This window comes from Blastococcus sp. TF02A-26 (assembly GCF_003319125.1).
Classification (GTDB): Bacteria; Actinomycetota; Actinomycetes; order Mycobacteriales; family Geodermatophilaceae; genus Trujillonella.
This window is the reverse complement of the sequence record NZ_QOHG01000029.1, coordinates 18,252-44,259: the sequence shown is the minus strand read 5'-3', so window position 1 is coordinate 44,259 and position 26,008 is coordinate 18,252. Positions and strand designations below refer to the sequence as shown.

Genomic DNA, 26,008 nt, shown 5'->3' with positions numbered 1-26,008 from the left:
AGGGACCTCCTGTGGTCGGAGTGGGTGCTTGGCGGCTCCCACAGCCAACCCGGAGGTCCCTCCTCACTTCAAGATCACCCTCGGCCAGAGGCCGTGCACCAACCTGTCCGATCAGTACAGCTAGCCCTGGTTCCAGCCGACCGTGGTCGGCGTCCCCGCCTCCTTGCCGTCGACGAAGTCGACGAGCGTCGGGGCCGCGAGCACCCAGGAGTCGAAGATGTTGCCGGTCCCAGCCTCGCGGGCCTCGCCGCCGCGCTCCCAGGCGTCCTCGGGCCACGGCGGCTCGATCAGCCGGGAGCCCTTGATGAGCGCGTGCACCCGGAACGACGTCGTCGGCGGGTGGTCGTGGTCGTTGATGCCCGGCCGGATGATCAGCGTCGGGACCCCGATCTCGCCGAACTGGTAGTCCGCCACCCCGGGGATCGGCTCGTTCGGCTTGGGGATGAAGGCGTCCAGCCAGCGGTTCATGACCCGCTCGAACTGCTCCGCGCCGATCTCGCGCAGCCGGTCGGCGTTGCGCGGGTTGGCCGCGACCATGTCCGACCAGCCACCGGCCGGGCCACCCAGCTGGAGGATCCCCTCGATGCCCTTGGCCCGGACCGTGCGCAGCTCGTTGAGGATGTAGACGCCGGCCAGCGACATGGTGCTGAAGTTGCCGCCGACGATGTTCCACAGCGCGAGGTGGGTGACCCGCTCCGGGTACAGCAGCGCGAAGATCACCGAGTCGCGCGCACCGCCGGAGCCGCCGAACTTGGCCACCTTGTCGATGCCGAGCGCGTCGAGCAGGCCACCGAGGGTCTGGGCCCGCATGTGCGACTCGGACTGCCCGAAGACCTGGACGTCGGACCGCCCGCAGTTCGGACGGTCCCACAGGAGCACCCGCCTGCCGCCCGCGGCGATCCCCTCGGCCAGCTCCCGGACCCCCGGGTAGTCCTTGCTGAACCGACCACCGGGCGTCAGGACCACGACCTCGCCGTCCTCCGGACCGACGAACTCGTGGACGACGATCCCGCCGTTCACCTCTGTCTCAGCCATGTGCACCTCTCCTCGTCGTCGAGCGATTGGGGGAAACCTGGGGCCGCGGGCCCGTTCCACGGCTCGGGGCGGCACGGCGGCGGCCATACTCGGCGCCATGGCCGGTGCGCAGGGGACCGCGGGACGCGCGCCCGGAGACAGCGCTCGCGCCCAGGTCGTCCGCAGCACCGCGGCCCGCCTGTTCGAGGCGTCGGGCTACGCGGGCACGACCATGAACGACATCGCCGACGCCGTCGGTCTGCTGCCGGGCAGCCTGTACCACCACTTCGCGTCCAAGGAGCAGATCGCCGCCGAGCTGCTGACGGCGTTCAGCGCTGCGCTCGGCGAGGTCGCCGACGCCGCCGTCGCCGCGCCGCCCGCGCCCGGTGCGGACGCCGAGGAGCGGGTCCGCCGGCTGACCGCCGACGTGATGGCGCTGAGCTTCGAGCACGCCGCCGCCGTCCGGCTGCGGGCCTTCGAGCCCCCGACCGTGGCCACCGCGCGCCTGCGCGAGGCCATGCGCCTGCCCACGGCCGCGCTCGAGACCGCCTGGCGGGACGCCGTCGACGGGCTGCGGCCGGTCCGTGAGGGCGGGGCGGACCCGGCGCTGCTCCGCTTCGCGCTGCAGCAGGCGACGCTGGACGCACCCGGCAGCTACCCCGCGGGCCGGGACCCGCGGGAGCTGGCCGCCCAGCTCTGCGACGTCCTGCTGGAGGGCGTCACCACCGACTGCCCGCCGGACGCCGAGCTCGACGCCTCGGCGGCCACGCGCGCCGCGGCCGAGGCGGTGGCCGGCTGGCGGGCGGAGGCACCGCCCGCAGGTCCGCGCGACCGGGACACCATCGTGGCCGCGGCCCGGGCGGAGTTCGCCCGCCGCGGGTACGACGCCACCACGGTCCGCGACATCGCCGCGGCCGCCGGCGTGCGGATGGGGACGCTGTACCGGCGGGTCGAGTCCAAGGAGGCGCTGCTCGGCGAGGTCCTGGCGCGCTACTCCGGGCACCTCGGCGAGGCCTTCGACGCGGTGTTCGCGGCCGGTTCCGCCGAGGTCGAGACGCTGGACGGGCTCGCCCTGGTCTTCGTGCACGCCAGCCGCCGGTTCGAGGCCGAGTCCTGCATCCTGCGCTACGGCTGGAGCGGCCGGGAGGCGGCGAGCAGCCCCTTCCACGACTACTACCTGCAGACCCAGGGGCGGCTGCGGTCCCTCGAGGACCTCCTGGCGCGGGGAGCGGCGGCCGGCCGGCTGCGCACGGTGCCCGACATGGCTCTGCACATCCGCTCCGTCCTGTGGCTGCCGTTCCACCAGCACGCGCGGACCGGGACGGCCCGCGCGCACGCCTTCCTGCGTGCCGCTCTGCTACGGGGCGCCCTCCGCGCCTGACCCGGCCCACGCCGCCCCGGTGTCGACGACGATCCGGACCTCGCAGTTGAGCGCCGCCTCCAGCGCCGTGTGCAGCCTCCCCTCGGGCACCCGGGACGCCTGCTCGCGGGTGAGCACGACGCGCACCACCTCGTCGTCGTCCTCGCAGAAGCGCTCCACGACCGGCACGTCCAGACCGAAGCCGGCGAGCACGCCGCGGGCGTCGTCGTCGGTGCCGCGGCTGATGAAGGAGACGACGCCGGGCGTCGCCGGCAGGCCGAAGGCGCGGGAGCAGAGGCCGACGTACTCGTCCCGCGCGGCGAGCTGCGACTCGTCGAGGATCAGCTCGACCTCGCGCCGCCGTTCCGGGAGGTGGGCGGCCGGGCTGGCGACCACCTCGAGCTGCCCCTCGCGGAGCCGGACGAGACCTGCCTCGTACGCGTCCGGCCCGAGAACGCCGTCCGCGTCGATGACCACCCGCATGACGGCCGTGCGCACGGGCGGAAGCTACCCGAATCGCGGGGACCGTGGAACGAATACTTGCTCCGCCGTGGCAGGCTCTCCTCCGGCTCGGCCCACGACCGGAGGAGAGCGATGGCGACACTGCCGCCACCCACCCGCCGTCTGGCGCTGCTGGGGCCGGCGTTCATCGCCGCGGTGGCCTACGTCGACCCGGGGAACGTGGCCACCAACGTCACCGCCGGCGCCCGCTACGGCTACACGCTGGTCTGGGTCGTGGTGCTGGCCAACGTGATGGCCGTGCTCGTGCAGTACCTCTCGGCGAAGCTCGGGCTCGTCACCGGCCGGTCGCTGCCCGCGCAGCTGGGCGAGCGGCTGCCACGGCCGGCCCGGCTGGCGTACTGGGCGCAGGCCGAGGCGGTGGCCATCGCCACCGACATGGCGGAGGTGGTCGGCGGGGCGCTCGCGCTGGCGATCCTCTTCGACGTCCCGCTGGTGCTCGGCGCGGTCCTGACCGCGGCGGTGTCGCCGCTGGTCCTGCGGATCGGGGACGCGCGGGGGCAGCGGGCGCTCGAGCGCGTGATCATGGGCTTCCTGCTGCTGATCGCCGTCGGGTTCATGGCCGGACTCTTCGTGGACCCACCGGACGGCGGAGACCTGGCCGGCGGCCTGGTGCCGTCGTTCGCCGGGTCCGACAGCGTGCTGCTCGCCTCCGGGATCATCGGCGCGACCGTCATGCCGCACGTGATCTACCTGCACTCCAGCCTGACGACGACGCGCCTGGGCTCCCGCGGCGAGGGGCTGGGCGTGGGGCGGCTGCTGTCGGCCACGCGGGGCGACGTCGTGTCGGCGCTGGTGCTGGCCGGGGTGCTGAACCTGTCGCTGCTGGTGGTGGCGGCGTCGAGCCTGCAGGGGTTCCCCGGCACCGACACGCTGCAGGGCGTCCACGAGCTGATGACCTCGGAGCTGGGCAGCGGCGTCGCCCTGCTCTTCGCCGTGGCCCTGCTGGGCTCGGGCCTGGCCTCGACCTCGGTGGGCAGCGCCGCGGGGGCGGAGGTCATGCGCGGCCTGCTGCACCGCCGGGTCCCGCTGCTGGTCCGCCGGGTGGTGACCGTCATCCCGGCGGTCGTCGTCCTGGCGCTGGGGGCCGATCCGAGCGAGACCCTGATCGTCTCCCAGGTGGTCCTGTCGCTCGGCATCCCGTTCGCGCTGGTCCCGCTGGTGCTGCTCACCGCGCGCCACGACGTGATGGGCGAGCACGTGAACCGGCGCGGGACGACGGCGGCGGCGGCGGTCGTCGCGGCCGCCGTCATCACGCTCAACCTGGCGCTGCTGTACCTGACCTTCTCGTGAGTGGAGTCGCTCGAGCGCACGTTCCGCGCTCGAGCGACTCCACTCAGGCGAGCGGGGACCGGGGGAGCATCCGATCGCTGATGATCCGCTTCTGGATCTCGCTGGTGCCCTCGAAGATCGTGGTCAGCCGGGCGTCACGCCAGTGCCGCTCGACCTGCCGCTCGGTGGTGTAGCCGTTCCCACCGTGGAGCTGCATCGCCTGGTTGGTCACGCGGACCGCCATCTCGGTGGCCTCGAGCTTCACCATCGCCGCCTCGCGGTCGCAGGGGCGGCCGAGGTCGATCAGGTGCGCCACCTGGCGGTAGAACGCGCGGCTCTGCTCGATCTGCGCCGCCATCTCGGCGACGGCGAACCGCAGCGCCTGGAAGTCGGCGATCGGGTGGCCGAACTGCTCGCGCTCCTGGAGGTAGACGACGGAGTCCTCCAGCGCCGCGCGGGCCAGCCCGACGGCGCGGGCCGCGGTGTGCACGCGCGCGGTGTCGAGGAACTCCTTGGCCTTGCGCATTCCCGCACGGGCCGCTGCTTCCTCCCCCGCCCTCCCGCCGATCTCCCCCTCGCCCCCGGCGTCGTTCGCGTCGTCCAGCACGTTCTCGGCGGGGATCCGGACGCCGTCGAAGGTGAGGTCCCAGGTCAGGAAGCCGTGGTAGCCGACCTTGTCGATCGGGTGGCCGGACAGGCCCTCGGGGAACTCGCCGCGCTTCTTCTCCAGCAGCAGGGTGCGCAGCCCGCGGGAGCGCGGCTCGCCCTCCTCCGGGTCGCGCTCCCGGACCAGGACCTGGATGAAGTCGGCGGCCTCGGCGTTGCCGCACCAGCGCTTGTGCCCGGTGACGACCCACTCGTCGCCCTCCAGCACCGCGCGGGTGGAGACCCCGGCCAGGTCCGAGCCGGCGTCGGGTTCGGACAGGGCGATCGCGCCGATCCACTCGCCCCGGGCGCTGCGGCGGCGCAGCTCGCGGCGGCGGTCGGGGTCGGCGAGCGACGTCCCGAGGCCCTGCGCGCGGGCGAGGATGCTCGCGGTGCTCATCCAGGCGCGGGCCAGCTCCTCGGACACCATGCAGTACTCGAAGACGCCGAGCCCCAGTCCGCCGTCCTCGGCCGGGACGGTGATGCCGAAGTAGCCGAGCTCGGCGAGCCGCTGCAGCAGCGAGGCCGGGATCAGCCCCTTCTGCGGGTCGAGCTCGTTGGCGACCGGCAGCACCTCCTCCATCGCGAAGCGGCGGGCCTGCAGCTGCAGCTCCTCGCGCTCGGGGGTGTGCCACGGCGGGAGGAGCTCCGGCGGCCGGGCCTCCTGGACCTCGGTCTCCTCGCTGGCGCTGTCGCTCGACGTCATCGTCGCTCGCTCCCTGTCGGCCGGTGTTCTCGACACTGTGGCCGTCGGGCATGCCCGCCGCACGGCGCGGTCACCCGCGTTCGTGATCGACACCACCGATCTCACGGATACTTCACACATCTCACAGCAAGCTGGTAGGAAGTCGTCGTGCCCGTCCCCGACCGCCTCGACGTGACGCTGCGCCTGGTCCGCAACGCCGGCCGGGTGTCCCTCACCGACCTGGCCGCCCGCCTCGGCGTCTCGGAGATGACCGTCCGGCGCGACCTCGACGCCCTGCAGCGGCGCGGCCTGGTCGAGCGGGTGCGCGGCGGCGCCGTCGCCGTCGCCGAGCCGGAGTCCGCGGCGGGCTTCGCCGCCCGCGCGGGCTGGCAGGCGGCGGTCAAGGACCGGCTGGGCCGTGCCGTGGCAGACCTGGTCGAGCCCGGCTCGACCGTGCTGCTGGACGCCGGGACGACGACCGTGCACGTCGCCCGGGCGCTCGCCGCCGCCGGCCGCGGTCCGCTCACCGTGGCGGCGCTGAGCCTCCCGGTGGCCGGCGCGCTGGCCGACCGGCCCGGCATCCGGCTGCTGGTCGTCGGCGGGGAGTCCCGGCCCGGGGAGCAGAGCCTGGCCGGACCGCTGACCGCCGCCGTGCTGCGGTCCCTCACGTTCGACCTGTTCGTCATGTCGATCGGTGCGGTGAGCGCCGAGGCCGGCTGGTCGGAGTTCACGCTGGAGGACGCCGCGGTCAAGCAGGTGGCCCTGGAGCAGGCGCGGGCCTCCCTCGTGGTGGCCGACGCCGCCAAGCTCGGCGTCCGCGCCTTCGCCGCCGTCGCCCCGCTCGGCGCGGTCGGGCGGCTGGTCACCGACTCCAGCGCCCGCGACCCCCAGCTCTCCCCCGCGGCGCAGGACACCCTCGCCGCGGTCGACTCCGCCGGTGTGGAGGTGGTCTACGCGTGATCGAGCCCCTGACCAGGCCGTTGATGGTCCTCGTCGCCGGGCCCTACCGAGGGGGCACGGGCGACGACCCGGCCCTGGTCGCGGCCAACCACCGGCGGATCCAGGAGGCCTGTCTCGCGCTCTTCCGCGCCGGGCACCTCGCGGTCAACGGTGAGGACCTCGCCCTGCCGCTGGCCGCCCTCGCCGGCTCCACCCGGATCGGCGACGCGGCGTTCGACGAGGTGTTCCACCCGATGGGCCGCCGGCTGGTCGACCGGTGCGACGCCGTCCTGCGGCTGCCCGGTGCGTCCGCGGGCTCCGACGAGATGGTGGCGCTCGCCCGGGCGCGGGGCGCCGCGGTCTACACCAGCCTCGACGACGTCCCGGGGGTGGCGCGGTGACCGCCGGGGTGCCGGGCGTCGACGTCCCGGACCATCGTGGCCGGACGGGGCTGGACCGCGTCGGCCGTGACCTGACCGGCAACCCCGACGTCGTCGTCCGGGACGTCGAGCTGCTGGCCAGCGGCTGGCACGTGCTCCGGCGGACGACGTTCGACCAGCGGCACCGCGACGGGCGGTGGACGACCGAGCAGCGCGAGACCTACGACCGCGGCAACGGCGCCGCCCTGCTGCCGTACGACACCGCGCGGCGGACCGTGCTGCTCACCCGGCAGTTTTGCTACCCGGTCTACGTCAACGGCCATCCCGACGGGCTGCTCGTGGAGACCGCCGCCGGGCTGCTCGACGACCAGGACCCCGAGTCGGCGATGCGCCGGGAGGCAGAGGAGGAGCTGGGCGTCGTCGTCGGCCCGCTCACCCGCGTCTTCGACGTGTGGATGAGCCCGGGCTCGGTGACCGAGCGGCTGCACTTCTTCGCCGCGCCGTACACGCCGGCCGACCGGGTCTCGGCCGGCGGTGGCCTGGTCGAGGAGGGCGAGGACATCGAGGTGCTCGAGCTCGACGTCGACGAGGCGCTGGCCATGGTGGACGACGGCCGGATCGCCGACGCGAAGACGGTCATGCTGCTGCAGTGGGCGGTCCTCCGCGGGCCCTTCCGTCGCTGATCAGCCGCGCTTCCGGGCCAGCCCGACGTAGTGCTCGACCAGCGCGGGGTCGTCGACGGCTCCGGCGTTGACCGCCTTCCGCGGGTCGACGCCCTGGAAGAGCCGCTTCAGCGGCACCTCCAGCCGCTTGCCGGTCTTGGTGTGCGGCACACCGGGCACCGCGATCACCTCGTCGGGCACGTGGCGGGGGCTGGCCCCGGTCCGGATCGCCTGCCGGATCCGGGCCACGAGGTCGTCGGTGAGCTCGGTACCCGGAGCGAGCTGCACGAACAGCGGCATCCAGTAGCCGCCGTCGGGCTGCTCGACGCCGAGCACCACGCAGTCCGCGATCTCCGGGATCGGCTCGACGGCGGCGTAGATGTCGGCGGTGCCCATCCGCACGCCGCCGCGGTTGAGCGTGGAGTCCGAGCGGCCGGTGATGACGCAGGTGCCGCGCCCGGTGACCTCCAGCCAGTCGCCGTGCCGCCAGACACCGGGCCACGGCTCGAAGTAGGCCTCCCGGTAGCGGGTGCCGTCCGGATCGGCCCAGAAGTACAGCGGCATCGACGGCATCGGCTCGGTGACGACGAGCTCGCCCAGCTCCTCGGTCACCGGCCGGCCCTGCTCGTCCCAGGCCGCGGCGGCGACCCCGAGCATGGGCCGCTGCAGCTCCCCGGCGGTCACCGGCAGGAGCAGCGAGCTGCCGATGAAGCCCGTGGCGACGTCGGTGCCGCCGGACAGCGAGCCGAGGAAGACGTCTGGGGAGACGGCGTCGTAGACCCAGCGGAACGCGCTCGCCGGCAGCGGCGACCCGGTCGAGCCGATGGCGCGGACCCGGGAGAGGTCGCAGGTCTCCCCCGGCCGGATGCCCGCCTTCTCGCAGGCGGTGAGGTAGCCGGCGCTCGTGCCGAGGTAGGTGATCCCGGTGCGGGCGGCCAGGGCGAACTGGGCGTCGACCGCCGGGTACGCCGGTGCGCCGTCGTGGACCACCACCGTGGCGCCCACCAGCAGCGCCGACGTGGCGATGTTCCACATGATCCAGGCGGTCGAGGCGTACCAGTAGAAGCGGTCGCCCGGGCGGACGTCGCCGTGCAGGGCCAGCTGCTTGTGCTGTTCGAGGACGACGCCGCCGTGGCCGTGCACGATCCCCTTGGGCAGACCGGTCGTGCCCGACGAGTAGACGATCCACAGCGGGGCGTCGAAGGGCAGCGGCTCGAACTGCGGCTCCTGCTCGTCGGCGACGGCGTCGGCCCAGCTCAGTGCGCCGTCGGGGACCTCGTCGGGGAAGAGCCGGGGGACGGCGATCGTCGTCCGCACGGTCGGCAGCGCCGCACGCAGGTCGGCGACGACGTCCCGCCGGTCGTGCGGGCGGCCGTTGAAGCGGTAGCCGTCGACGGCGACCAGGACGGTGGGCTCGATCTGGGCGAACCGGTCCAGGACGCTGCGGGTGCCGAAGTCCGGCGCGCAGGAGGACCAGACCGCGCCGATCGACGCCGCGCCGAGGAAGGCGACGACCGCCTCGGGGACGTTGGGGAGGTAGGCCGCGACCCGGTCGCCGGGGCGGACGCCGAGCCGGCGGAGCGTCGCGGCGAAGGCGCCCACCTGGCGGCGGAGGTCGGCCCAGGACGTCTCGACCGGCTCGGACTCCCCGGCCAGCGTCCCCTCGGTGACGGAGATGAGCGCCGGGTGCTCGTCGGTGGCGTGCCGGAGCGCCTGCTCGGCGTAGTTGACCGTCGTCCCGGGGAACCACTCGGCGCCCGGCATCTCCCGGCGGGTCAGCACCCTGTCGTCGGGCACGCCGGGGAGGACGCCGCTCCAGTCGGCCACCTCCGCCCAGAACGCGTCCAGGTGCTCCACCGACCAGCGCCAGAGGCGGTCGTAGTCGACCGGGTCGCCGACGTCGACGCCCCGACGCTCCGCGACCCGGGCCGCGAAGGCGGCGAGCCGGGTGGCGCGGATCGACTCGGGGGTGGGCTGCCAGAGGACGTCGGGGGCGCTCTCGGTCACGACCGCACCCTGCCACTCCGGCGCCGCGGTTTCACGTGGCACACCCGCCCCTCCCGTCACCGTGGGTCATCACGCGGCCGGCGATACCGCCGATCGGATGACCCGTTCCGGCGTGCGCCGCCGCCAGGGGGCGGCCACGCTTCGCAGTGGACACATCACCATGAGGAGTCGACGTGGGCGGACGGGTGCGGGAGGCCTCCGGGCTCCGCCGTGCCGTCCTGCGCGGGCTCGCCGTGGCCGGGTTCGGCGGGGCCCTGTGGCTCGCGGGCCAGCTCTCCGCCACAGCCTCGGCCGACGAGCCACCCGCGACCGGGCTGCTGACGGGCACCGTCTCCGCCACCGTCGACCTCACCGGCGCGCTGACCGACACGGTGGTCCGCCCCGTGGTCGCCGAGGTGGTCACCCCGGTCGTCGACGCCGTAGCGCCGCCGGTCGTCGGCCTCCTGGACCGCACCCCGGTCGCCCCGGTGGTCGACGCGGTCGTGCGGCCGGTGCTGGGCGTCGTGTCCTCACCCCCGGTGGTCTCGACGCCGCCGCCGGTGCAGCAGCCCCCGCTCCCCACGCCGCCGGCTCCCCAGCTCCCGATGACGGTCGACCCCGAGCCGGTCACGGCCGTGGCGCCGGCCACCGCACCGGTCGTCGCACCGGTCGTCGCGGCGCCGGCCTCCCCGGCGACCTCCTCCCCCACCCCGGTCGAGTCGGCGCTGCCGGAGGACGCCTCCGAGCCCGCCGCGCCGCTGCCGATCCCCGGGCCGTCGGCGCTGCCGCCGTCCGGCGCCGGCTCGTCGTCCGCGGGAGCGGGCACGGGCACCGACCTGCCGACCCCGACCCTCCCCGCGGCCGGTGCGCCCGCCGCCGGGGCGCTGCGCTGCGGCGTGCCCGACGGGGACACCCCGCCGTCCCTCGACACCCCCGAGGACCCCGCGACCTCTCCCGACTGAGTGCGGCGCCGCCGGCCGTGTGCCGGTGCAGCGCCATCCCCCGCCGTCCCGCCGGGACCGGGGACCCACTCGTCAGGAGAGGTACAGCCATGAACAGCTGGATCCGTCGCGGCCTGCGCGCCGCGGTGCTGACCGGGGGCCTGTGGGCCCTCGGCACGGGAGTCGCGTCCGCGGACGACGACCTCGACGTCACGGTGCCGGTCACCGTGACCGACAACGCGCTCGCCGTCCTCGGCGAGGTGCCCGCACCGGGCATCCACCTGCCGGCGCTGACCGCCGACGTCGGCGTGGACCTGGGCGGACTGTCCGTGTCCGTCCCGGTGACGGTCGGCGGCAACGGCGTCGGCCTGCCGGGGACCACCGCCACGCAGGAGCCGGCTCCCGCGCCGGCGGTCGAGCCGGCCGACGTCCTCGTGCCGGTCACCGTCTCGGGCAACGCCGTCGGGGTCCTCGGGGAGGCCACGGCCTCCGGCACGGCCCCCGTGCCGGCCGGCAGCGACGGCGGCCTGCTCGGCGTCTCCGTGCCGGTGACCGTCTGCGGCAACGGCATCGGCGTCCTCGGCGAGGCCGCGGGCGGGTGCGCGCCCGGCGCTCCGGCGACCGGCGGCCCCGGCGCACCCGCGACGCTGCTGGACCTGAACGTCCCCGTGACGGTCTGCGGCACCGGGATCGGCGTGCTGGGCGACGCGCTCGGGACGTGCACGGTCACGCCGGGCGGCCCGAGCACGGGCGGTCCCGGCACCGGCGGTCCGGTGGTCGACGTCGACGTCCCGGTGACCGTCTGCGGGACCGGCCTCGGGCTGCTCGGCACGGGCTCGGGCAGCTGCACGGTCGGAGCTCCGACCGTCCCGGACACGCCGACCCCGCATCAGCCCGGTCTCGCCCCCGGTGTCGCGCCGGCCGCCTGGCCGACGTCCGTCGTCGCTCCGGCTGTCGCTCCGGCGCACCTGCCGGCGGAGGCCGGGTCTGGTGCGGGAACGGTGGCCGGGGAGCTCGCCTGGACCGGCGTCGACGCGGCGTCCTGGGTGCTCCTCGCGGCACTGTTCCTGCTCACCGGGCTCGGCGTGGTGGCGGGGACCCGTCGGCGCCGCGCGGTCGAGCTCGACTGACCGCCTCCGGATCGGCGGTCGGGCACCCTTGAGCCCGGCCGCCGATCCGGCGCGCCCGGCGGTGTGCGGTCTCCGGCGCTAGGTTCGGCCCGTGCCGGCCGACCTGCGATTCTGGTTCGACCCCGTCTGCCCGTTCGCCTGGCTGACCAGCGAGTGGGTGCGCCTGGTCGCGGAGCGCCGGGAGTACTCCGTCGAGTGGCGGTTCATCTCGCTGCGGCTCCTCAACGCGCACGTCGACTACGCCGCGCAGTTCCCGCCCGACTACGAGGCCGGGCACACCGACGGACTGCGGCTGCTCCGGCTGGCGGCGCGGGTGCGCGACGAGCACGGTCCGGACGCGGTGGACCGGCTCTACCTGGCCCTGGGCCGGCGGATCCACGACGCACCGCCCTCGGCGGAGACCGCCGCCGGCGCCCGCGGGACGGCGGGGTTCGTGGCCCCGGTGCTGACCGAGCTCGGGCTGCCGGCGGAGCTGACCGGGGCCCTGGACGACGAGGGCTGGGACGCCGTGGTGCAGGCGGAGACCGACGAGGCCCTGGAGCTGACCGGCCGCGACGTCGGGACGCCGATCCTGCAGTTCCGGCCGCCGGAGGGGACGGCGTTCTTCGGGCCGGTGATCAGCCGGCTCCCGGAGCCCGACGAGGCGGTCGAGCTGTGGGACCACGTCATCGCGCTGGCGGGCTTCCCGGGGTTCGCGGAGCTCAAGCGGAGCCTGCGGGAGCGTCCGCAGCTGGCCTCGTTCGGCGTCCGCCGGGGCGAGGCCGGGCAGGAGGAGGACTGGCACGGTGGCAGCCGTCGGCAGCACCGGTGAGATGAGCGCGGCGTGAGCGAGCAGGGCGACGAACTGAACGTGCTGGGCGGCCCGCTGGAGCCGTGCGGCACGCAGCCGATGACCGGCTTCTACCGGGACGGGTGCTGCAGCAGCGGCCCCGACGACCTCGGCCGGCACACCCTGTGCGCCGTCGTGTCGGCGGAGTTCCTCGCGATGCAGCGGGAGCTGGGCAACGACCTGAGCACCCCTCGGCCGGAGTACGACTTCCCCGGGCTGGTCCCCGGCGACCGCTGGTGCGTCGTCGCGGTGCGGTGGCTGCAGGCCTACCAGGCCGGCGCGGCCGCGGGGGTCGTCCTGGCGGCGACGAACGCCCGCGCCCTGGAGGTCGTGCCGCTCGAGGCGCTCCGCCAGCACGCCGTCGACGTGCCCGACGACATCAGCGGTCTGGGCTAACGGCGCCCGACGAGGAAGTAGGCCAGCGGGACGGCGCCGAGTGACCCGGTGAGCGCGATGGCGGCGCCCCAGAGCCACTTCGGCCCGCGCACCTGCGCGGCCGGCCGGCGCCTGAGGTCACGCAGGGCCGCGGCCTTGGCCACGGAGTCGACGACCACGCCGGTGACCACCAGGGCGCGCTGCCCCCCGGTCAGCTGGCTCCACTGCTTCACACCTGCCACGAGACCTCCCACGCTCGACTCACGCCCATCCTGCCGGGGCACCCACCCTGGCCGCCCACCGGTCGGTGGGCGGCTGAGGCGGGGAGGTCAGCGATCAGACGGAGACGAGGAGATCGGGTCGGGTCAGGAGGATCTCGGTGCCGTCGGGGCGGTGGGTGTGCCAGGTGCCGTCGGGATCTCGTTCGACGCGGAAGCCGGCGTGGACCTTGCCGTGGTGCCGTTCGCACAACAGCCCGGTGTTGTCCAGGGTGGTCTCGCCGCCGAAGGCCCAGTGGATGAGGTGGTGGGCCTCGCACCACCAGGGTGGGGCGTCGCAGCCGGCGAACACGCACCCGCCGTCGCGCAGGTCCAGCAGGTGGCGCAGGGCCGGCGGGACGATGCGGACCTCGCGGCCGCGGTCGATCGGCTGCCCGTCGGGGCCGATCACGATGCGGGCGACGGTGGCGTCGCAGGCCAGCCACCGGGCCCGGGCGGCGGTTGGAGGACCCCGTCCTCCCCACCCTTCGCACGCTCAGGGCGGTGCCCTGGACGGGGCCAGCGGCGACGTCGATCACGGCGGCGATGCCGGGCTTGCGGGTCCGCTGGACCGGCACCGCCCCGGCGGCGAGGGTGTTGTCGGCCCACTGCACCAGCGCATCGCCGCGGATGTGGGCGGGGCTGTGCTCGTCGCCGGCGGTGCGCGATGTGGCGGCGATCGGCTCGAGCACGGCTTTGACCTTCTCCCCGCCCACGGCGTCGAGCTCGGCGCGGATGGTCACCGTGCCGTCGGGGTGGGTGGTGATGGTCAGCGACCGCTGGTCGGTCGGTGCCGGTTCGGGTCCGTCGGGGTCGAGCCGGGTGGGGTAGTGGTGCACCGCCTCGGTCAGCTCTCGGTAGGTGCCGCCGGAGGCGACCGTGGCCAGGGCGGTGTCGACCTCGGCCAGGTCCACCCCCTGTCCGGTCGCCATCGCCAGGTGCTTGGGCGTCACGACCTCGGCGACGGCGGTGACGTGGTCGACCCCGATCGCGCCGGCGGCGAACGCCGCGGCCGTGGCGGCAGCAGGTCCAGCGCCCGCCCGCGGTGCACCAGCGCCGACGCGGTCTCCTTGCGTGCGGATCACCACCGGCACCACTCGAACACATGTACGGATTCTACCGCCGCAGGGCCCGAGCGAAGCGATGAATCCCCAGGTCAGCGCGCTGTCCACAGTCTCGACGGGACACTTGCACGATGGCCCGATGCCGGTACGGGAGAGTCAGCGCCTGACCTCGTACCGGGTCAGCAGCACGCCGTCGGCGAAGGTCCGGGTCTCCACCAGCTCCAGGTCCACCCAGTTGTCCAGAGCCGTGAAGAACGGCGCGCCACCGCCGATCAGGACCGGGGCGGTCACCAGGACGTACTCGTCGATCAGCCCCGCCCGCATGGCTGTCGCGGCGAGGGTGGCGCCGCCGATGTCCATGTCCCCGCCGTCCTCGGCCTTGAGCCGGGTGATCTCGGCGACCGCGTCGCCGGGGACCAGGCGGGCGTTCCAGTCGACCGCGCCGAGCGTCGAGGAGAAGACCACCTTCGGCATGTCCCGCCAGCGACGGGCGTACTCGGCGTGCGCCGGCGTGGCGCCGGGCTGCTGGTCGGCGGTCGGCCAGTGGGAGCTCATCCCCTCCCACAGCCGCCGCCCGTACAGCGCCAGCTCGGTGGCCCCCACCCGGTCGGACCAGTACTGGAACAGCTCGTCGCTCGGCACGCTCCAGCCGAGGTCGTCGCCCGGCGCGGCGACGTAGCCGTCCAGGCTCACGTTCATCGCGAAGGTCAGCTTCCGCATGCGCCAGCTCCCGTGGGTCGGTCCTCGGCGTGCAGACCGGCCGGACGCGCAGAAGTCATCGGTCGGACAACAGGTCCGCCACCGCCGCCGCACGGTCGTCCGGCACCTCGACGACCTTCGTCCTGCTGGTCGCGCCCGTGACGAGGACGACGTCCCGGCGGCGCAGCCCGAGCGCCGAGGCGACGGCGGTCAGTGCCGCCTCCGTCGCCCGCCCGTCGACGGCCGGCGCCGCCACGCGCACCACGAGCGCGCCGTCGTGGGAGCCGCCGACCGCCGTCCGGCCGGCACCGGGCCGCACCCGGAGAGCGACCCTCATCAGGGCTGGTACGGCTCGCGCCCCTCGGGCAGGTTCGACAGGTCCGGCGCGATGACGGTCTCCTCGCGGGAGTCCGGCAGCCGCAGCCCCGCCCCCTCGGGAGCGGGCTCGAGCAGCAGGTCGCCGGACCGGTTCCGCAGCGTCTCCCCGCGGAAGTAGGCCGGGGCGATCACGTTGTAGACCGCCATCAGGACGACGCCGAGCAGCAGCGTGCCGATCCCGATGACGAAGACCCCGCCGACCCCGAAGAGCACGGTGAAGCCGTAGTCGGGGTCGGCGTACTCGATGCAGGCGAGCACGAACACCGCGAGCAGCAGGACGCCGCCCAGCAGCGGGATCACGCAGCGCATCACCACGTCGCGGGCCGTGTGCAGATCGCGCCGGAACTCCCACGCGCACGCGAAGCCGGTCATGCCGTAGTAGAAGGCGATCAGCAGGCCGACGGCGAGGATGGAGTCCTGCAGGACGTTGTCGCTGACGATCGTGAGCCCGACGTAGAAGGCGATCGAGACCGCGCCCATCCAGACCGTCGACACCGACGGGCTCAGGTACCGCGGGTGGATGCGCGCGAACGCGGCCGGGACCGCCCGGTAGGCGCCCATAGACAGCGTGGCGCGCGCCGTCGGCAGGATCGTCGTCTGCGTCGACGCGGCCGCCGAGGTCAGCACGGAGACGATCAGCAGCGCCTCGAAGACGCGGCCGCCCAGGTCGTCCCCGAAGACCGCCGGGCCGATCGCGTTGAACACGTCCTCGGCGTTGTCCTCGTTGCCCAGCCCGATGCCCGTCGTCCCCACGCCGGCGAAGGCCACCGTGGCGATCGAGACGATCGCGTAGCTGGCCAGCAGCAGGACCGTGGAGATGATCGCCGCGCGGCCGGGCGTGCGGCCGGGGTCCTTCGTCTCCTCGTTGATCGCGACCGCGGTGTCCCAGCCCCAGTAGATGAAGATCGCCAGGAGCACCGCCTCGGTGAGCGAGGACCACTCCAGGCCCGACGGCCACAGCCACGACAGCGACGGGCGCAGCGAGCCGTCCGGCGCATCGCCGGAGTAGACCTTCACGAGCGCGTACACGGCGAACGCCACGAGGACGACGACCTCGACGCTGAGCAGCACGTACTGCAGGCGCTTGGAGACCTCCAGGCCGATGTAGCAGACCCAGGTCATGGCGGCGATCCACAGCACGCCGGCGACCGTGGTCCAGAAGGTGCTCTCGGCGAGCGAGTCCAGGCCGACGAGCTGGTAGCCGTAGGAGCCCGCGATCTGCGCCAGGTTCGCCATGACGATGACGTCGGCGGCGATCAGCCCCCAGCCGCCGAGCCAGCCGGTCCGCGGCCCGAACGCACGCGCGGCCCAGGTGAAGGTCGTCCCGCAGTCGGGCTCGCGCTTGTTGAGCTCGGCGTAGGCGACCGCGATGAAGTACATGGGGACGAACGCCAGCAGCATGATCGCCGGCGCCTTCACCCCCACGGCGATGACGACGAACCCGAGCGTGGCCGCGAGGCTGTAGGCCGGCGCGGTGGACGCCGTGCCGATCACGATCGAGGACAGCAGCCCGACCGTGCCGCGCTTGAGGCCCTTGTCGACGGCGGTGCCCTCGGCGAGAGGACCGGGGCTGTCCGCGACGGCGGATCGGCCGCCTCCGCCAGCGGGGATCGACACGCAGACCGCCTCTCCGCCGTCGGCCCGTCGGGGCGGCCGCACGGCGCGCGCGATGGTAGTCGGCCCCCTCGGCACGGAGGGGTGCCATCCCGGGGCGGACCCCAGTAAGGTGAGCCTTGCCTGACCCGTCGGGCGATGCACCCTGCCCTCGTCCGCCGTCCGCCGTCCGCCGTCCGCCCGGGAGTCGCCGTGAGCGCCGTGTCCGACGCCCCGGCCCCCGCGGCCGCGGCCGTCGCCGACCAGCGGCGGGGCCTCCTGCGCGGCGCGGGCGGCGGCGCGGTCACGCTGCTGGTGCTGCTGGCGCTGCTCGTGGTCGCGGTGGCACTGAGCATCGCGGTGGGCTCGCGGTCGATCCCGCTCGGCACCGTCTGGGAGGCGCTCACCACCCCCGGGCTGGGAAGCGAGGACGCCGTCGTCGTCCGCGAGCTCCGGATCCCGCGGACGATGCTGGGCGTCCTGGCCGGCCTGGCCCTGGGCGCGGCCGGTGCGCTGACCCAGGGGCACACCCGCAACCCGCTGGGCGACCCCGGGCTGCTCGGGGTGACCGCCGGCGCCTCGTTCGCCGTCGTCCTCTCCATCTGGCTGCTGGACGTGGGCACGCCGTCGGGCTACGTCTGGTTCGCCTTCGCCGGTGCTCTGCTCGGCAGCGTCGTGGTCTTCGCCCTCGGCTCCGCCGGGCGCGGCGGGGCCACCCCCGTGACGCTCGCCCTGGCCGGCGCCGCGGTCACCGCGCTGCTGTACGCGCTGGTGCAGGCCATCCTCGTCAGCGACCAGGAGACCCTCGACGGCTTCCGGTTCTGGGTGGTGGGGTCGCTGGCCGGCCGCGACTCCGACGTCGCCGGCCAGGTCGCCCCGTTCATCGTGATCGGCCTCGTGCTCGCGCTGGCCAACGCGCCCGCGCTGGACCTGCTCGGCCTCGGCGAGGACGTCGCCCGCGGCCTCGGACAGCGGATCTGGCTGGCCCGCGTCGTCGGCCTGGCCGGCGTGACGCTGCTGTGCGGGGCCGCCACCGCCGCCTGCGGACCGATCTCGTTCGTCGGCCTGGTGGTGCCGCACGTGGTCCGGGCGATCACCGGTCCGCGGCACCGCTGGCTGGTCCCGGGCTCGGCCCTCCTCGGCGCGGTCCTGCTGCTCACCGCCGACGTCGTCGGCCGGGTGCTCGCCCGCCCCGGCGAGGTCCAGGTCGGCATCGTGCTGGCCTTCGTCGGCGCCCCGTTCTTCATCGCGCTGATCCGCCGTCGCCGGCTGGCCGGGCCGTGACCGCCACGCATGAACGCCCGGCTCCGGTCCCGGTCCGCCGGGGCACGACGGTGGTGCGGCTCGGCCCGCTGTCCGGGCGGATCCGCTGGCGCCAGCTCCTCGTGCCGCTGCTCGCCGCCGGAGCCCTGGTGCTGGCCGGCGCGGTCAGCCTCGGCCGGGGCGACTACCCGATCGCGCTGAGCGAGGTGCTGCGCACGCTGGTCGGTCTGGGCGAGAGCACCTCGGAGTTCATCGTCCTCGAGCTGCGGGCGCCGCGGATCGCCGTCGGCGCCCTCGTCGGCCTGGCGCTCGGCCTGGCCGGCGCCCTGTTCCAGACCTTCGCCCGCAACCCGCTGGCCTCTCCCGACCTGCTCGGCATCACGCAGGGCGCGTCGGTCGGCGCGGTCGCGGCGATCGTGCTCAGCGGCTCGACGGCGACCGGCGACCTGCTCGGCGGCCTCGGCATCCCGCTGTCGGCGCTGCTGGGCGCCGTGGTCGCCGGGCTGCTGCTCCTCGTGTTCGCCTGGCGGGCCGGCATCGACGGCTTCCGGCTGGTGCTGGTCGGCATCGCGCTGTGGAGCCTGGGCAGCGCGACCGTGGAGTGGCTGCTGACCCGGGCGCAGATCTACGACGCCGCGGCCGCCTACGTCTGGATCACCGGCTCGCTCAACGCCCGCACCTGGGACCACGCCGTCCCGCTCGCGATCGCCCTGCTGGTGCTGCTGCCGCTGGCGCTGGCCTCGTCGCGGGCGCTCGCCGCCCTGCAGTTCGGCGACGACACGGTGCGCGGCCTCGGCGTCCGGCTGCCTCTGGCGCAGGGCGCCGTGGTGCTCATCGCCGTCCTGCTGACCGCCTCCGCGGTGGCCGCCGCCGGGCCGATCGCCTTCGTCGCGCTCGTCGTCCCGCAGATCGCCGTCCGCCTCACCGGCGGGTCGCGGCCGCCGCTCCTGGCCTCGGGCCTGCTGGGCGCGCTGCTCGTGGTGAGCGCCGACCTGCTCACCCGGACCGTGCTCCCGTCCGCGCTGCCCGTCGGGATCATCACCGCGGTCGTCGGCGCCCCCTACCTGCTCTTTCTCCTCGTCCGTGGAAGGCGGCGATCGACGCTGTGACCACCCACCTCGCCCCGGGGGCCGTCGAGGGCCCTCCGGCGGACGGACCGGTCCGGCTCGCCGCCGAGTCGGTGCGGCTCGCCTACGACGACCGGGTCGTGGTGCACGACGTCGACCTGGCCCTCGTCGACGGCTCCTTCACCGCGATCGTCGGCCCCAACGGCTGCGGGAAGTCCACGCTGCTCAAGGCCCTGGGCCGGCTGCTGCGCCCGACGTCGGGCCAGGTGACCCTCGACGGGCGGGCCATCGCCAGGACCTCCACCCGCGACGTCGCCCGCGTGCTCGGCCTGCTCCCGCAGACGCCGACCGCGCCCGACGGGCTGACCGTCGCCGACCTGGTGGCTCGCGGCCGGCACCCGCACCAGAGCTTCCTGCGCCAGTGGTCGCGCGAGGACGAGCTCGCCGTCGGCGAGGCGCTGGCCTGGACCGACATGACGGAGCTGGCCGACCGCCCGGTCGAGGCGCTGTCGGGCGGCCAGCGGCAGCGGGCCTGGATCTCGATGGCGCTGGCGCAGGGCACCGACCTGCTGCTGCTCGACGAGCCGACGACCTACCTGGACCTGGCGCACCAGATCGACGTCCTCGAGCTGGTCGCCCGGCTGCACGCCGAGCGGGGGCGGACGATCGTCGTCGTCCTGCACGACCTCAACCTGGCCGCCCGGTACGCGCAGCGGCTGGTCGCGATGCGCGACGGCGTCCTGGTCGCGTCGGGGACGCCGGCCGAGGTGCTCACCGAGCAGCTCATGGCCGACGTGTTCGAGCTGGAAGCGCGGGTCGTGCCCGACCCGGTGGCCGGAACCCCGATGGTCGTCCCGGTCCGCCGCCTGCGCTGACGCCCGCGTTGGGGGGCATGGGTACCGATACCCCCGGCTTCAGCGCTCAGGACGGGGGTATCGGTACCCATGCCCCGGGGGTCAGCCGGAGACGCCGACCCGCCAGTAGCCCATGAAGGCGACCTCGTTGCGCGGCACACCGAGGTCGGTCACCAGGTGCCGGCGCAGCTGCTTCACGACTCCGGCCTCGCCCGCCAGCCAGGCGTAGCAGCCGGCGGTCGCGTCGGGGTCGGGGACCTCCCACAGCAGCCCGGCGTCCAGGTCGACGTCCTCGACGACCTCGCCGGACCGCTCCGCCGAGGCGATGCCGAGGTCGCAGAGCGCGGCGTGCACCGCGGGCACGAGCAGCTCGCCGCGGACCCGCCCGGAGCGGGGCAGCCAGCGCACGGTCACCCCGGCGGGGACGTCGAGGACCTGCTCGTCGCCGGGCTCGGGTACCTCGAGCAGGGCGACGACGCGGCGACCGGGGACCTCCGCGAGCCCCTCCAGGATCGCGGAGACCGCGGGCACGGCCGTCTCGTCGGCGGCCAGCAGCAACGTGTGCGCGGTGGCCGGTGGGGCCCACTCGACGCCCCACATGCGGCCGGTGCCGGGACGGTCGGGACCGAGGACGACGAGCCGGTCCCCGGGGACGGCGCCGGCGGCCCAGGTGGCGGCCGGGCCGGCGTGGCCCTCGTCGACCCCGTGGAGGACGACGTCGACGTCGATCTCGGCGCGGTCCACCCGCGCGGCACGCACCGTGTACGTGCGGACGAACGGGCGGACCTCGTCGGCCATCGAGCAGTAGTACGGGTACCAGTCGGCGCCGTGCGCGACGAGGTCGCCCACGTCGCGGCCGGGCTGCGGGATCACGAACTTGATCCGCTGGTCGTCCCCGGCCGCGCCGAAGGTCGCCAGCTCCGGACCGCCGAGGGTCAGCCGCACCGTGCTGGGCCCGATCCGCCGGACGCCGGTGACCACGGTGTCGAAGAAGCGCCAGCCGGGCGCCTCGACCGGCGGGGCCTCGACGACGAGCGCCTCGGCGGGCAGGGCCTCGGTGGTGGTCACGAGCGGTCCCCGATCCTCGGACGCCGACCCGTGCGGACGGCGGTTCAGGTGAGGCTAACCTCTGAGCCCGCCGGAGGGAATGCCCGTCACCCGAGCTGCGACCGGTCCATCCACACGACCTCCCAGACGTGCCCGTCCGGGTCGGCGAAGCTGACGCCGTACATGAACCCGTGGTCCTGCGCGGGCTTCCACGGCTTGCCGCCGGAGGCCAGGGCCCGGGCGAGCAGCTCGTCGACCTCCTCGCGACTGCCCGCCGACAGGGCGGTCAGCTGGGTGGTCGCCGAGGCGGGGTCGCCGATGGGACCGGTCACGAAGTCGGCGAAGCGCTCGTGGGTCAGCAGCATCACGACGATGTTCTCGTCGATCACCACCGAGGTGGTCTGCTCGTCGGAGAACTGCTCGTCGAAGGAGAAGCCGAGGCCGGCGTAGAACGCCCGCGAGGCGGCGAGGTCCGAGACCGGCAGGTTGAGGAAGACCATGCGCATGACGTGCTCCTGATCGTCTGGAGGCCGGGCGCCCCCGTCGCAGCAGAGACGGACGCCGCCCCGGGAAGTCATCGCCGGATCAGCCTCCGGCCGGATGCGGCCCGCCGGGGCAGCGGGGACCCTCGACCCGTGACCGAACTGCGCCCGCCGTGGTCCCCGCGCCGGCGGCGCACCCTCCTCGGGCTGGGGCTGGCCACGGTCCTCTTCGGGCTGGCGGGGGTCGGCCTGCCGGACCAGTACGGCGTCACCTCGCTGTTCCTGGCCGCCCTCGCCGCGTTCCTGCTCGTCGTCGCCACGATCGTGTTCGTCGCCATCCCCGGCCCCGGCACGGTCGACGTCCTGCTGCGCTCCCTGACGGTCTCCGGCGCCGTCCTCGTGGTCGCCGTCCTGCTCGTGCTCTCCACCGCGGGGGAGCCGCTGCGCTGGATCTGGGTGCTCGCCGCGGTTGCCGCGGCGGCCTGGGTCGGGACGGCGCTGTGGCTCGCCCGGCGCGACGGGCCGGCGGGATGAGGCAGGGTGGACCCCGTGCAACCGCTGGACGACCTGCTGGACTGGCTGTCGGGCCGAGGCCTGGAGATCGTGCTGATCATCCTCGGCTCGGTGCTGCTCGCCCGCCTCGTGGCCTGGACCGGGCGCAAGATCACCGACAGCATCGACCGCCGGTCCACCGGCGGCGACGCGCTGGTGCGGTCCGAGGCGGCCAAGCACCGCCACTCCCTCACCCAGGTCATCACCTGGACGCTGATCGTCCTGATCTACGCGGTCGCGGTCTTCTTCGTGCTGGACCGGCTCGGCGTCCCGGTCACCGGGCTCGTCGCGCCCGCGACCGTGCTCGGCGTCGGCCTCGGCTTCGGCGCGCAGCGGATCGTCGGTGACGTCCTCGCCGGGTTCTTCATCATCACCGAGCGCCAGTACGGGTTCGGCGACGTCGTCGAGATCCAGGTGGTCGGTGGCGGCGACCCCGCGCGCGGCACCGTGGAGGACGTGACGCTGCGGGTCACCCGGCTGCGCTCCGCCGACGGCGAGGTGGTCACCCTCCCCAACGGCCAGATCGTCAAGGTCGTCAACCTCTCCCGTGACTGGGCCCGCGCGGTGGTCGACGTCCCGGTGCCGACCAGCGTCGACGTCGGCGCGGTCAACGACATCCTCCGCGGGGTCGGGCGGGAGGCCTACGCCGATCCGACCCTGCAGCCGCTGCTGCTCGACGAGCCGTCCGTCATGGGCGTCGAGAGCCTGGGCCTGGACGAGGTCAACGTCCGCATGGTGGCCCGCACGCTGCCCGGCAAGCAGTTCGAGGTCGGCCGGGACCTGCGTGCCCGGGTGGTGCTGGCGTTCCGCCGGCAGGGCCTCACCGTGCCGCCGCCGACGGCGCCCGACGGGGCACCCGGCACCGTCCCCGCGGGGGGCGACCGGTGACCGGCCCCGACGAGGAGCCGACCCGCACCATGCCGACGGCCCCGGCGCCGACGCTGACCACCGCCCCGGCCGAGGGCCCGCGCCGCTGGTGGGCCTCGATCCCCCGCAAGCTGGGCCGGGCGCGCACCTCGACCGTCGTCCTCGCGGTGCTGTTCGTCGCGATCGGCGTCCTCTACCTGTACGTGCGCCCCGAGACCACCGACACCGCCCCGGCCGGCGACACCGGCGACGTCCCCGTCGTGGTCCCCCCGGCGAGCACCCCGCCGCCCGAGCCGACGACGACGGCGCCCGGCACCTCGGCCCGGCCCACGACGAGCGCGCCCCGGACGACGGGCGAGCCGTCGGAGGAGGCGGAGCCGGCGCCGGAGCCGACCGAGGACACCGGGACCACCGCGCCGGAGACCTCGGAGCCGTCGTCGCCCTCGAGCCCCTCCCGGACGTCGACGACGAGCCGGGCGCCCAGCAGCAGCCCCGCGCCGGAGACCTGACCGGTCCGCCGGAACCCCTGTGACGGGTGGGGCGGCGGCCCCGCTATCTTCGACGCTGGCTCACGAGAGGCAGCGACAAGCACCTGGCTGGCTGCCCGGCAACCTCCACTCCGTCCGAGGTGCTCCAGGGGAAGAGCCGGTCGGACGGCGCCCGCCGCCCGGCAAGACGGGGTTCCGGTGCGCCGCCGGGTCTCCCGAACGAGAGGAGACCGGCGCATGACCGACCCGCAGAGCTGGAGCTTCGAGACCCGGCAGATCCACGCCGGCACGAGCCCCGACCCCACCACCGGCGCCCGCGCGCTGCCCATCTACGCGACGACCAGCTACCAGTTCCGCGACGCCCAGCACGCCGCGGACCTGTTCGCGCTGGCCGAGATGGGCAACATCTACACGCGGATCATGAACCCGACGCAGGACGCGCTCGAGCAGCGCGTCGCGTCGCTCGAGGGCGGCGTCGCCGCGCTCGCGGTGGCCAGCGGCCAGGCCGCCGAGACCCTCGCGATCCTCAACATCGCCGAGGCCGGGTCGCACGTCGTGGCGTCCGCGTCGCTGTACGGCGGCACGTACAACCTGCTGCACCACTCGCTGCCCAAGCTGGGTGTCACGGTGTCCTTCGTCGAGGACCCCGACGACCCGGAGAACTGGCAGTCGCTGGTCCAGGAGAACACCAAGGCCTTCTACGCCGAGACCATCGGCAACCCGAAGGGCGACATCCTCGACATCAGCGCCGTCTCCGAGGTCGCGCACCGCAACGGCGTCCCGCTGATCGTCGACAACACCATCGCCACGCCGTACCTGATCCGGCCGATCGAGTTCGGCGCCGACATCGTGGTGCACTCGGCGACCAAGTACCTGGGCGGCCACGGCACCGCGATCGCCGGCCTGATCGTGGACTCGGGCAACTTCGACTGGACCAGCGGCAAGTTCCCCGGGTTCACCGAGCCCGACCCGACGTACCACGGCGTGGTCTACGCCTCGCTCGGTGCGCCGGCCTACGCGCTCAAGGCCCGGGTGCAGCTGCTGCGCGACCTCGGCCCGGCGATCAGCCCGTTCAACGCCTTCCTCGTCGTCCAGGGCATCGAGACGCTGTCGCTGCGCATGGAGCGGCACGTGGAGAACGCGCTGGAGGTGGCGCGGTTCCTCGAGGGCCACGACGCCGTCGAGCGGGTGAACTACCCGGCGCTGGAGTCCTCGCCGTGGCACGCCGCGCAGCAGAAGTACGCGCCCCGCGGCGCCGGCGCGGTGCTCACCTTCGAGCTGCACGGCGGCGTCGAGGCCGGCAAGCGGTTCGTCGACGCGCTCGAGCTGCACAGCCACGTGGCCAACATCGGGGACGTCCGCAGCCTGGTCATCCACCCGGCGTCGACCACGCACTCGCAGCTCACGCCGGAGGAGCAGCTCACCACGGGTGTCACCCCCGGCCTGGTCCGCCTCGCGGTCGGCCTGGAGGGCATCGAGGACATCCTCGCCGACCTGGAGGCCGGCTTCCGCGCCGCCAAGGAGGCGTGAGGTGACAGGGGTCCGGGACGCCGGTCCGGCGTCCCGGACCCCTTCCCGCACCGGCGGGTGGCGGGACGGCGACCCGGCCGGGGACCGGCTCTTCCTCGACCTGGACGGTCCGGTCGCGCTGGAGCGCGGCGGGGTGCTGCCGGGGGTCCGCGTCGCCTACGAGACGTGGGGGTCGCTCGCGCCGGACGGCGGCAACGCGGTCCTGGTCGAGCACGCGCTGACCGGCGACAGCCACCTGGCCGGCACCGCGGGCCCCGGCCACCCCACCGCCGGCTGGTGGGAGGGGCTCGTCGGTCCCGGGGCGCCGCTGGACACCGACCGGCTGTTCGTCGTCTGCGCCAACGTGCTCGGCGGCTGCCAGGGCACCACCGGTCCCTCCTCGACCGCGCCGGACGGGGCTCCCTGGGGCTCCCGCTTCCCGGCGGTCACCGTCGCCGACCAGGTGGCGGTCGAGGCGGCCCTGGCCGACGCGCTCGGCATCGGCCGCTGGGCCGCCGTCCTGGGTGGGTCGATGGGCGGGATGCGGGCCCTGGAGTGGGCGGTGGCCCTCCCCGAGCGGGTCGGCGCGCTGTTCTTCCTGGCCTCGGGCGCCGCCGTCACCGCCGACCAGCTGGGCACCCAGACCACCCAGCAGGCGGCGGTCCGCGTCGACCCGGCGTGGGCCGGCGGCGACTACCTGCCCGGCCCCGGACCGGTCGACGGCCTCGGGGTCGCCCGCCGGATCGCGCACCTCACCTACCGCAGCGCCCTGGAGCTGGAGGAGCGGTTCGGGGCGGTCGTGCAGGACGACGGCCGGTTCGCCGTCGCCTCCTACCTGGACCACCACGCCGACAAGCTGGCGGGCCGCTTCGACCCCGGCAGCTACGTGGTGCTCACCGAGTCGATGAACACCTGGGACGTCGGTCGCGGCCGGGGCGGCGTCGAGGCCGCGCTCGCCCGGGTCACCGCTCGCGCCGTCGTCGCCGGGGTGGACAGCGACCGGCTCTACCCCCTGGAGCTGCAGCAGCGGGTGGCCGACGCGCTCGGCGTCCCGCTGCGCGTGATCGAGTCCCCGTACGGGCACGACGGCTTCCTCATCGAGATGGACGCCGTCGGCGCGCTGGTCCGCGAGCTGCTCGGTTCCTGAACTC

Annotated in this window: 28 protein-coding genes, 2 pseudogenes and 1 riboswitch; of the genes and pseudogenes, 17 read left to right on the top strand and 13 right to left on the bottom strand. The window is 74.8% G+C overall.

The genetic code is table 11. The features are described 5' to 3' along the window. Positions 1 to 120 precede the first annotated feature (120 nt). Positions 121 to 1,035: an alpha/beta fold hydrolase gene (locus DQ240_RS22275; RefSeq protein WP_199589467.1), complete on the bottom strand. Its 915-nt coding sequence runs from the start codon at positions 1,033 to 1,035 to the stop codon at positions 121 to 123. 97 nt (positions 1,036 to 1,132) lie between these two features. On the opposite strand from DQ240_RS22275, the gene DQ240_RS22270 reads away from it, so the two are divergent. Beyond that, positions 1,133 to 2,395 carry a TetR/AcrR family transcriptional regulator gene (locus DQ240_RS22270; protein ID WP_147262062.1) on the top strand — a complete coding sequence of 421 codons (1,263 nt, stop codon included), beginning with the start codon at positions 1,133 to 1,135 and terminating at the stop codon, positions 2,393 to 2,395. Here DQ240_RS22270 and DQ240_RS22265 read toward each other — a convergent pair. After that, the gene (locus DQ240_RS22265) at positions 2,372 to 2,872 is read right to left on the bottom strand and encodes a hypothetical protein (RefSeq protein ID WP_199589466.1); all 501 of its coding nucleotides are present in this window, start codon (positions 2,870 to 2,872) and stop codon (positions 2,372 to 2,374) included. The genes DQ240_RS22270 and DQ240_RS22265 overlap by 24 nt on opposite strands. Before the next feature lie 96 nt (positions 2,873 to 2,968). Between DQ240_RS22265 and DQ240_RS22260 the strand changes: the two genes are divergently transcribed. Beyond that, positions 2,969 to 4,186 (top strand): Nramp family divalent metal transporter, encoded by a 1,218-nt coding sequence (locus DQ240_RS22260; protein WP_113841901.1) that lies wholly within the window; start codon positions 2,969 to 2,971, stop codon positions 4,184 to 4,186. A 43-nt stretch (positions 4,187 to 4,229) separates the two neighbouring features. Here the strand turns inward: DQ240_RS22260 and DQ240_RS22255 are convergent, their stop codons facing one another. Then, a complete protein-coding gene (locus tag DQ240_RS22255) occupies positions 4,230 to 5,516 on the bottom strand; it encodes an acyl-CoA dehydrogenase family protein (protein ID WP_113841900.1) in 1,287 nt (428 codons plus the stop codon). A 147-nt stretch (positions 5,517 to 5,663) separates the two neighbouring features. Here DQ240_RS22255 and DQ240_RS22250 point away from each other — a divergent pair, with 147 nt between their 5' ends. The 3 genes from DQ240_RS22250 to DQ240_RS22240 are packed head-to-tail and all read left to right on the top strand — an operon-like array spanning position 5,664 to position 7,497. Then, positions 5,664 to 6,455, top strand: coding sequence for a DeoR/GlpR family DNA-binding transcription regulator (locus DQ240_RS22250; protein WP_113841899.1), 792 nt, complete (start codon positions 5,664 to 5,666; stop codon positions 6,453 to 6,455). Continuing rightward, positions 6,452 to 6,835 (top strand): DUF4406 domain-containing protein, encoded by a 384-nt coding sequence (locus DQ240_RS22245; RefSeq protein WP_233498911.1) that lies wholly within the window; start codon positions 6,452 to 6,454, stop codon positions 6,833 to 6,835. The genes DQ240_RS22250 and DQ240_RS22245 overlap by 4 nt, the downstream gene beginning before the upstream one ends. Next, a complete protein-coding gene (locus DQ240_RS22240) occupies positions 6,832 to 7,497 on the top strand; it encodes an NUDIX domain-containing protein (protein ID WP_199589465.1) in 666 nt (221 codons plus the stop codon). Before DQ240_RS22245 ends, DQ240_RS22240 begins: the two co-directional genes overlap by 4 nt. Here DQ240_RS22240 and DQ240_RS22235 read toward each other — a convergent pair whose 3' ends face one another. After that, positions 7,498 to 9,483: an acetoacetate--CoA ligase gene (locus DQ240_RS22235; RefSeq protein WP_113841898.1), complete on the bottom strand. Its 1,986-nt coding sequence runs from the start codon at positions 9,481 to 9,483 to the stop codon at positions 7,498 to 7,500. It lies immediately after the preceding gene. A 173-nt stretch (positions 9,484 to 9,656) separates the two neighbouring features. On the opposite strand from DQ240_RS22235, the gene DQ240_RS22230 reads away from it, so the two are divergent. The 4 genes from DQ240_RS22230 (at position 9,657) to DQ240_RS22215 (ending at position 12,758) form a co-directional block, all read left to right on the top strand. Then, entirely contained in the window at positions 9,657 to 10,424 is a 768-nt protein-coding gene (locus tag DQ240_RS22230; protein ID WP_113841897.1) for a hypothetical protein, read from the top strand. An 89-nt stretch (positions 10,425 to 10,513) separates the two neighbouring features. Then, complete coding sequence (locus tag DQ240_RS22225; protein ID WP_113841896.1) at positions 10,514 to 11,533, top strand: hypothetical protein; 1,020 nt, start codon at positions 10,514 to 10,516, stop codon at positions 11,531 to 11,533. A 91-nt stretch (positions 11,534 to 11,624) separates the two neighbouring features. After that, positions 11,625 to 12,344 (top strand): hypothetical protein, encoded by a 720-nt coding sequence (locus DQ240_RS22220; protein WP_113841895.1) that lies wholly within the window; start codon positions 11,625 to 11,627, stop codon positions 12,342 to 12,344. A 12-nt stretch (positions 12,345 to 12,356) separates the two neighbouring features. Continuing rightward, the gene (locus tag DQ240_RS22215) at positions 12,357 to 12,758 is read left to right on the top strand and encodes a DUF2237 family protein (RefSeq protein WP_113841894.1); all 402 of its coding nucleotides are present in this window, start codon (positions 12,357 to 12,359) and stop codon (positions 12,756 to 12,758) included. On the opposite strand, the gene DQ240_RS22210 is transcribed toward DQ240_RS22215, so the two are convergent. The 7 genes and pseudogenes from DQ240_RS22210 to DQ240_RS22185 all read right to left on the bottom strand — a co-directional run bounded on the left by DQ240_RS22210 (position 12,755) and on the right by DQ240_RS22185 (position 16,752). Further along, a complete protein-coding gene (locus DQ240_RS22210; protein WP_113841893.1) occupies positions 12,755 to 12,979 on the bottom strand; it encodes a hypothetical protein in 225 nt (74 codons plus the stop codon). The two genes, DQ240_RS22215 and DQ240_RS22210, sit on opposite strands and share 4 nt — an antisense overlap. A 94-nt stretch (positions 12,980 to 13,073) precedes the next feature. Further along, on the bottom strand, positions 13,074 to 13,307 hold the full coding sequence (locus DQ240_RS24575; protein WP_369832029.1) for an HNH endonuclease signature motif containing protein: 234 nt from the start codon (positions 13,305 to 13,307) through the stop codon (positions 13,074 to 13,076). 21 nt (positions 13,308 to 13,328) lie between these two features. Then, positions 13,329 to 13,463, bottom strand: a pseudogene (locus DQ240_RS24570) (hypothetical protein); the annotation flags it as partial. Positions 13,464 to 13,533: 70 nt separating this feature from the next. Further along, a pseudogene (locus tag DQ240_RS24565) lies at positions 13,534 to 14,079 on the bottom strand (DUF222 domain-containing protein); the annotation flags it as partial. Positions 14,080 to 14,214: 135 nt separating this feature from the next. Then, a complete protein-coding gene (locus DQ240_RS22195; protein WP_113841891.1) occupies positions 14,215 to 14,778 on the bottom strand; it encodes a dihydrofolate reductase family protein in 564 nt (187 codons plus the stop codon). 55 nt (positions 14,779 to 14,833) lie between these two features. Then, complete coding sequence (locus DQ240_RS22190) at positions 14,834 to 15,094, bottom strand: DUF167 domain-containing protein (protein ID WP_113841890.1); 261 nt, start codon at positions 15,092 to 15,094, stop codon at positions 14,834 to 14,836. Beyond that, positions 15,094 to 16,752: an APC family permease gene (locus tag DQ240_RS22185; protein WP_233498910.1), complete on the bottom strand. Its 1,659-nt coding sequence runs from the start codon at positions 16,750 to 16,752 to the stop codon at positions 15,094 to 15,096. Before DQ240_RS22185 ends, DQ240_RS22190 begins: the two co-directional genes overlap by 1 nt. Before the next feature lie 189 nt (positions 16,753 to 16,941). Between DQ240_RS22185 and DQ240_RS22180 the strand changes: the two genes are divergently transcribed. The 3 genes from DQ240_RS22180 to DQ240_RS22170 are packed head-to-tail and all read left to right on the top strand — an operon-like array spanning position 16,942 to position 19,933. Continuing rightward, positions 16,942 to 18,012 carry an iron ABC transporter permease gene (locus DQ240_RS22180; protein WP_233498909.1) on the top strand — a complete coding sequence of 357 codons (1,071 nt, stop codon included), beginning with the start codon at positions 16,942 to 16,944 and terminating at the stop codon, positions 18,010 to 18,012. After that, positions 18,009 to 19,100, top strand: a complete 1,092-nt coding sequence (locus DQ240_RS22175; protein ID WP_113841888.1) for an iron chelate uptake ABC transporter family permease subunit — start codon at positions 18,009 to 18,011, stop codon at positions 19,098 to 19,100. Before DQ240_RS22180 ends, DQ240_RS22175 begins: the two co-directional genes overlap by 4 nt. Next, positions 19,097 to 19,933 carry an ABC transporter ATP-binding protein gene (locus DQ240_RS22170; RefSeq protein ID WP_113841887.1) on the top strand — a complete coding sequence of 279 codons (837 nt, stop codon included), beginning with the start codon at positions 19,097 to 19,099 and terminating at the stop codon, positions 19,931 to 19,933. Before DQ240_RS22175 ends, DQ240_RS22170 begins: the two co-directional genes overlap by 4 nt. Before the next feature lie 81 nt (positions 19,934 to 20,014). On the opposite strand, the gene DQ240_RS22165 is transcribed toward DQ240_RS22170, so the two are convergent. Next, complete coding sequence (locus DQ240_RS22165; RefSeq protein WP_233498908.1) at positions 20,015 to 20,980, bottom strand: siderophore-interacting protein; 966 nt, start codon at positions 20,978 to 20,980, stop codon at positions 20,015 to 20,017. Between the two features lie 86 nt (positions 20,981 to 21,066). Next, positions 21,067 to 21,465, bottom strand: coding sequence for a VOC family protein (locus DQ240_RS22160; RefSeq protein ID WP_113841885.1), 399 nt, complete (start codon positions 21,463 to 21,465; stop codon positions 21,067 to 21,069). A gap of 129 nt (positions 21,466 to 21,594) precedes the next feature. On the opposite strand from DQ240_RS22160, the gene DQ240_RS22155 reads away from it, so the two are divergent. The 5 genes from DQ240_RS22155 (at position 21,595) to DQ240_RS22135 (ending at position 26,004) form a co-directional block, all read left to right on the top strand. Continuing rightward, a complete protein-coding gene (locus tag DQ240_RS22155) occupies positions 21,595 to 21,975 on the top strand; it encodes a hypothetical protein (protein ID WP_113841884.1) in 381 nt (126 codons plus the stop codon). A gap of 15 nt (positions 21,976 to 21,990) precedes the next feature. Beyond that, positions 21,991 to 22,881: a mechanosensitive ion channel family protein gene (locus DQ240_RS22150; protein WP_199589464.1), complete on the top strand. Its 891-nt coding sequence runs from the start codon at positions 21,991 to 21,993 to the stop codon at positions 22,879 to 22,881. Then, the gene (locus DQ240_RS22145) at positions 22,878 to 23,369 is read left to right on the top strand and encodes a hypothetical protein (RefSeq protein WP_113841882.1); all 492 of its coding nucleotides are present in this window, start codon (positions 22,878 to 22,880) and stop codon (positions 23,367 to 23,369) included. Before DQ240_RS22150 ends, DQ240_RS22145 begins: the two co-directional genes overlap by 4 nt. Positions 23,370 to 23,427: 58 nt before the next feature. Continuing rightward, positions 23,428 to 23,543, top strand: a riboswitch (SAM riboswitch). Between the two features lie 42 nt (positions 23,544 to 23,585). Next, positions 23,586 to 24,878, top strand: coding sequence for a bifunctional o-acetylhomoserine/o-acetylserine sulfhydrylase (locus DQ240_RS22140; protein WP_113841881.1), 1,293 nt, complete (start codon positions 23,586 to 23,588; stop codon positions 24,876 to 24,878). 1 nt (position 24,879) lies between these two features. Then, positions 24,880 to 26,004, top strand: coding sequence for a homoserine O-acetyltransferase (locus DQ240_RS22135; protein ID WP_113841880.1), 1,125 nt, complete (start codon positions 24,880 to 24,882; stop codon positions 26,002 to 26,004). Positions 26,005 to 26,008: the final 4 nt, after the last annotated feature.